This window comes from Paenibacillus ihuae, from assembly GCF_001368795.1.
Taxonomy (GTDB): Bacteria; Bacillota; Bacilli; order Paenibacillales; family Paenibacillaceae; genus Paenibacillus_AQ; species Paenibacillus_AQ ihuae.
The window spans coordinates 177,589-182,170 of the sequence record NZ_LN831201.1; the positions used below are offsets into that span (position 1 = coordinate 177,589).

Annotated in this window: 5 protein-coding genes; 2 read left to right on the forward strand and 3 right to left on the reverse strand. The window is 53.9% G+C overall.

What is annotated here, in order from left to right:
- Nucleotides 1–154: 154 nt before the first annotated feature.
- Entirely contained in the window at nucleotides 155–1,303 is a 1,149-nt protein-coding gene (locus AQR02_RS25205) for a DUF4179 domain-containing protein (protein WP_054943139.1), read from the reverse strand.
- Nucleotides 1,275–1,868: an RNA polymerase sigma factor gene (locus AQR02_RS25210; protein ID WP_054943140.1), complete on the reverse strand. Its 594-nt coding sequence runs from the start codon at nucleotides 1,866–1,868 to the stop codon at nucleotides 1,275–1,277. Before AQR02_RS25210 ends, AQR02_RS25205 begins: the two co-directional genes overlap by 29 nt.
- Before the next feature lie 222 nt (nucleotides 1,869–2,090).
- On the opposite strand from AQR02_RS25210, the gene AQR02_RS25215 reads away from it, so the two are divergent.
- Nucleotides 2,091–2,996, forward strand: coding sequence for an ArsR/SmtB family transcription factor (locus AQR02_RS25215; protein ID WP_054943141.1), 906 nt, complete (start codon nucleotides 2,091–2,093; stop codon nucleotides 2,994–2,996).
- Nucleotides 2,997–3,032: 36 nt separating this feature from the next.
- Nucleotides 3,033–4,301, forward strand: coding sequence for an MFS transporter (locus AQR02_RS25220; RefSeq protein ID WP_054943142.1), 1,269 nt, complete (start codon nucleotides 3,033–3,035; stop codon nucleotides 4,299–4,301).
- Between the two features lie 89 nt (nucleotides 4,302–4,390).
- On the opposite strand, the gene AQR02_RS34865 is transcribed toward AQR02_RS25220, so the two are convergent.
- Nucleotides 4,391–4,582 (reverse strand): histidine phosphatase family protein (locus AQR02_RS34865; protein ID WP_245237729.1); only part of this gene is annotated, 192 nt, incomplete at its 5' end.

Consider the following 4,582-nt stretch of genomic DNA (forward strand, 5'->3'; position numbering starts at 1 on the left):
ACGATGCTGGAGAAAACCCTGAAGACACTCGGATTTATTAACTAACGTTTAACCTCACTTGAAAAGGCGGTTCCCCGGACGTGAATAACGTCCGCCGGGAACCGCCTTTTTTGCACACCGGGTATTTGGCCTCTTACCGTTCAGTTTCACCCGGTTATTCCGCAACTGTCTTAACCGGCACAGTCATCTCAAGCTCAGGAATATATTGCACCTTCACATGCCCATCCTCCCCAAGCTGGAATTCAGTGGTGCTGTTCTCTTTATATACATAGTGGTACGGTTTTATCGTGACGGATTCAGGTCTGGCAGCAAACGGTTCGAACCGTGTATCCATAATTAGAATACTTCCGTCCGTAGCACTTGATCCATTGCCGGAGAGCAGCTGTAATTTGTTTCCCCTGTCATCAAACAGATCATAGCCAATATCGTTTCTGCTGCTGCTCAGTTCCGAAATCGTCATTCCTTCCAGTTCAAGACGGGTCGTTATATTTGTCGTAACAGGAGTTAGTTCAATCTTATTCACCTGCAGGCTGACGTTCCTGTATGTGCGGCTGGTGGAAGGAGTCAGCACCACATTGTCCCTGATGTTCAGCTTTACCGGTATATTCAGCAAAAAGGGTTCTGCTATCCCTGTTATCTTAAAGCTGAGTGCAAGCTCGAATTGTTCCGGTAATGCCTGTCCGCCCTGATTGCGCAAATCCGAGAATTCAAGCACAAGCTTATCGCTATCCGGAATCGGGAACATAAACGGGCCTATGCTGCTTTCAGGCGCATAGGTGTTAAGCGGCTGCCCGTTAATCGTTAGCTCGACATCTGTCATGCCTTCCTGCAGAGACTCAGTCCTTTTGGACATCCCAGCGTCTTGTCCCTCAAGTTCGATGCCAATCGACACGCGGGTGCCGTCAAAGGTTACCGCCGTAGCCGCTACAGTCATCCCATCATGCGTATCCCTTGCCTCCGGGTCGCTGTAAAGCCCCCGTTCATCAGCAACCCTCAGTCCGAGATCGCCCGCCAATTGAAAGACCCTACCCATTCCCGGTATCTGCTTCAGGGTTTCCGCCGCTGCTGGTGATATCAGGCCTGTACCTGTTATAGCGGATAAAACCAGAATTGCTGCAGCAGCCACTGCGGCTGCCTTACGCCATACTTCCCTCCTTAGTGGTACGACGCGGTCCAAAGCCGGTTTATTCTGTTCATATCGCTCCATAATCCGCCGGGTCAAATTGACCTCAGCAGGGGTATCCCGGATCATTTTTTCAATCCGTCCCAAGTCATTATCCTCTATGGCTGCGCGGTTCTCCAAGTGTGATCCCTCCCTTCTCCTTTTGCCGGCCCAGCTTCTTACGCAAGCGCTCATATTTCTTCCGGATTCTGGCCGGATTCATCTCCATGATGCTGCCAATCTGCTCAAAGCTGTAATTCTCCAGCGCCCGCAGCAGCAAAATCTGCCGTTCCTCATCGCTCAACTGTGCCAGCAGCTCGTGAACCTTCTCCGTCAGACCCAAGGCGCTTCCATCCGCCTCTTCCTGCTGTTTTTTGTACAACTTGAACAATTTGAAGCCTCTGCTCCTCTTTTTTAGCAGGTCTGTGCAATGGTTTCGCGCTATCCTATACAGCCATGCCGAAAAAGAAGTTCTGGGTGAAAAGCGCGTGATATGCTGCAGCGCCTTGAGGAAGATATCCTGTGCCGAATCCTCCGCCTCTTCCCGGCTGCCCAGCAAATAGTAGCAATACAGATAAATCGGCCGCTGAAAATGCTCAATGATCCCTGTATAGGCTTGTACATCGCCTTGTTGAACCTGCTCCACGATAGATGCAAGCTCCTTTTCCGCGCCTGCTTTCTCTCTGGTCTCCTCCGCCCTTTTCATAACTCCCCTCCTTCCCATGCCTATATAACTGAAAAAAACGTATTTTGTGACATTTCTGTCCAAACAACTTCAATTCATTCCGTACATTCTCTGACGGCTGAATATTATTTATCCGTTATCTTGAAATCCGAGTTTTGTTCGCATATAATAAAACCAATAAACAGTTCTATATTTATAGAACAAATCAATCGGCATCACAACAACTGAAATGGGGACTCCGGTATGAGCTATAAGGTAGAAGTAGATTTTGCGCCAATGTATGAATGTATCGCCAGTTTGAATGCTTTTCTTTACAAACAGAATCATAATGCCATGGACGCCGGAAAACTCTGGGTCCGCGAGGTACAGGAGCAGTTCGCTCCGGTGCAGCTGCAGAGAATGCGGGAGATTATCACCATTGCCGAGGATTTCAGCTTAGCTCCATATATATGGACCTGCCCGGGCGAGCGCACCGTCAGCGGGTTCCTGAAATGGTTCGATGAACTGACCACGGGGGAGCTGTACGAGATCTCAGGCCGTTTCGGCCAATCCGTTCCCTCGAATCTGGCTGAGCTGCGAAGTGCTGCTATTGAGATCCTGCGCGTTTGGGATGCCGGCTATTTCAGCAGAATTGATCCGCAGATTCTTGAAGGGCTGCAGCAAGAGGCAGATGCCCGAAAAGACATGCTGACCGGCGGGAATGACATGGAGGTCTACGAGCAGGCCACAGCAGGCATGAGGCTGTATCCTGCCGGACAGCTGAAACAAGTCATCCTTATCCCGCATTATCATCCCCGGCCGCTGGTTACTTCGGCTTTTTATGATGAATATGTGTTCACCAGCTACTCCTGTGATGTCCTTCCACCGGAGGAAGGACGCCCAGCACCGGCGCTCCTGCGGCTTACCCGGGCTCTTTCAGACGAGACACGGCTGTACATTCTTCGCCTGCTTACCGGGAAGCAGCTGAATTTCACTGAGATTGTCAAGCTGGTCGGCCTGTCCAAAAGCACAATCCACTATCACCTGATCGCACTGCGTGCGGCTGGTCTGGTCATCGTCCATTACAACGGGAAGAGCATCTCCTACAGCCTGCGGCTGGAGGCCCTGACTGAATTGCCTCATCAAATCGGGACGTATCTGGAGAGCTAAACCGGGATCAATCCAAAGATAGAGGTGAGCCTGCCCATGTTAAAACGCAGTTATTTCGGACTGCTGTCCACCATATCCTTAAGCACCTTCGGTGATACTTTTGGACTCCTGGCCATGGAATGGATGGTCTATGAACTGACCGGCTCCAAGCTGGCCATGGGCGCGCTTGTACTCTGCTCCGGCATTCCGGAGCTGCTGATCCGCCTGCTGGGCTCGCCGCTGTCCGACCGGCTGAACCGCGTGCGCCTCATGGCCTTTCTGGCGGCCATTCGGCTGCTGGCCATCGCCCTGCCGCTCGGGATGGGCCTGGCCGGCCAGCTGCAGCTCTGGCATCTCTTCGCTGCTGCAGCGCTCAGCGGCGCCTGCTCCGCGCTGTTTCTGCCGACGGCTATGGCCATTGTTCCGGGCGTGGCCGGCGGCCGCAAGCTGATGCGCGCCTTTGCCGTCATTGACGGCTGCAAAGGCGCCGCTGCCCTGCTCGGCCCGGCACTGGCCGGCGTACTGACCGCCAGCAGCGGAGCAATACCGGCGCTCGGCATCAATGCGCTGTGCTATGCAGCCGCCATCGCCACCCTGCTGTGCCTGCCGAAGCTGGCGAAGCCCCAGGAAGCTGCCGGCAGCTTCTCCGTTCAGGCATACCTGAAGGAAATTGCCGAAGGATTCAGCTTCTATAAGCAGTTCCCGTCCATGCTGGCCATTATGATTATGGTCTCCATCAGCAACTTCAGCTCGATTGCCGTCTGGACCCTGATGGTCCCTTATGTCCGTGAAGTGCTGCAGCGGGATGCGGCAGCGCTGGGTACGCTAAGCACCGCTTCTGCGCTTGGCTATTTAACGGGGATCAGTGTGGTTTCACTGATGGGGGAAGTCAAACACCGGCGGCTTGTCATGCTCGGCAGCCTTGGCGGGATGGGCATCATCATTGCGCTGTGGGGCCTGATCCCAAGCTATCCGTTTGCGCTCACCGCCGCATTCAGCAGCGCTGCCTTGGGACCTTTCTTTGGTTCTATCAGCTCTACGCTGCATGGACGGCTGGTTCCCGGCAGCTTGCAGGGCCGGGTGAACTCGATCCGTTTCCTGATCGGCGGCAGCCTGCAGCCGGCCGGCGCTTTTGCCGGCGGATTGGTCGCAGAGGTCTACGGGGTCCCCACGCTGTTCCTGGCTGCAGGACTGCTGCCGGCCGTTTGCGCCGGACTTGCTACACTGCTTCCAGTTCTCAGGCCGCTTGACGGCGAACTCCAGGTGCCTCCAGCGGAATCCCGTCCGGGCGGCAGCAACGCAGCGCTGGTCACACTGGCCAAATAAGCAGCACAAACAGGCGATGCCCGCTTTTATCGGTTATCGCCTGCCGCCTATAACTATAGGAATGTCGCTGGTATTGTCCCGCAAAAAATTTAGGATTCCATTCCGGCTTCGCTACTTTCATAATGGCTGATATCCCCGTGCAGCAGGATTTCCGGCACACCATCTGTAATATCAATCCTGCACAGACAAGTAGGATAAATATAAGGCAGCTCCCACAGCTTATCCATAGCCCTGGCTTCAAAGTACGCCATCAGCACCTTGATCACCACCGTGTGCGTTAC